A 1050-nucleotide genomic window follows, 5' to 3' on the forward strand; every position below is an offset into this window, starting at 1 on the left:
CAACCGAATTGTCAGCAGGGTACGCCACCCGCTCAAGCCATCACCCCACGCTCGTACACCACTTCCGACTTTAGCTCGTCCTCAGTTTAAAACGGAAACACTGGGAGTAGCGTAAGGCCATCCCCCCGAGTTCGACAAATTCTTGAGTAAGCTTTTGTTTTACTGTAATGACAGTATTTAGTCGCCCCTGCAGAATCGCTGGAAGGCGCATGGCACGCGGAGCTTTGCCGTTTCGTGGGGTATCGGAATCCCGCGGATTTTGCGGGATTAGGCGGCAATGCCTGAGGGATTCTGGGGCGCATCGATGACTGACGACTTCTTCCGGGCCCGCTTGGAGCAGATGATCGACCTGCGGCATCCGCTGGCGGTGTTGGCCAAGCGGATTCCCTGGGCACAACTGGAAGCGGCGCTGGCACCAAGCTTTGAACGGCGGGATCGCGCCGGGCGGGTGGTGGCGGTTGATTACCTGTTCGGTCCGAGTCTGCAGACGGTCGGTGGTGACGTCAGTGCGGCGGGTCGGCCGCGGTTACCGATCCGGCTGATGGCCTCGCTCTTGTACCTGAAGCACGCCTTCAATCTCAGCGACGAAGCGGTGGTGGAACGCTGGTCGGAGAATGTGGTGTGGCAGTACTTCAGTGGCCGGGAGTACTACGAGGCGCGCCTGCCGTGCGATGCGACGCAGGTGGGTCGGTTTCGGAAAGCGATCGGTGAAGCGGGTGTGGAAGAGTTGCTCCGCGCCACCGTGGATACGGCGGTAGTGACGAAGGCGGTGCGGCCACACGAGTTCGAGCGGATCATCGTGGATACGACGGTACAGGAGAAGGCCATCGCGCATCCGGTGGACAGTCGCTTGCTGGAGATCGCCCGGGCCAAGGTGGTCCAGGCGGCGAAAGCGGTGGGGATTTCGTTGAAGCAGACCTACGCCCGCGAGGGTGCGTTACTGCGCCGCAAGGCCGGCGGTTACGCCCATGCCCGCCAGTTCAAGCGCTTGCGGCGGGTGGTCAAGCGGCAGCGGACGATCCTGGGGATTGTGCTGCGAGCGGTGCAACG

General features: G+C 62.0%; 1 protein-coding gene. It reads left to right on the forward strand.

Translation table 11 applies throughout. The features are described 5' to 3' along the window. Nucleotides 1-304 precede the first annotated feature (304 nt). The coding region (locus ACW73L_RS22130) for an IS5 family transposase (RefSeq protein WP_498924704.1) at nt 305-1050 on the forward strand (746 nt) is incomplete at its 3' end.

This window comes from Methylolobus aquaticus (assembly GCF_054172105.1).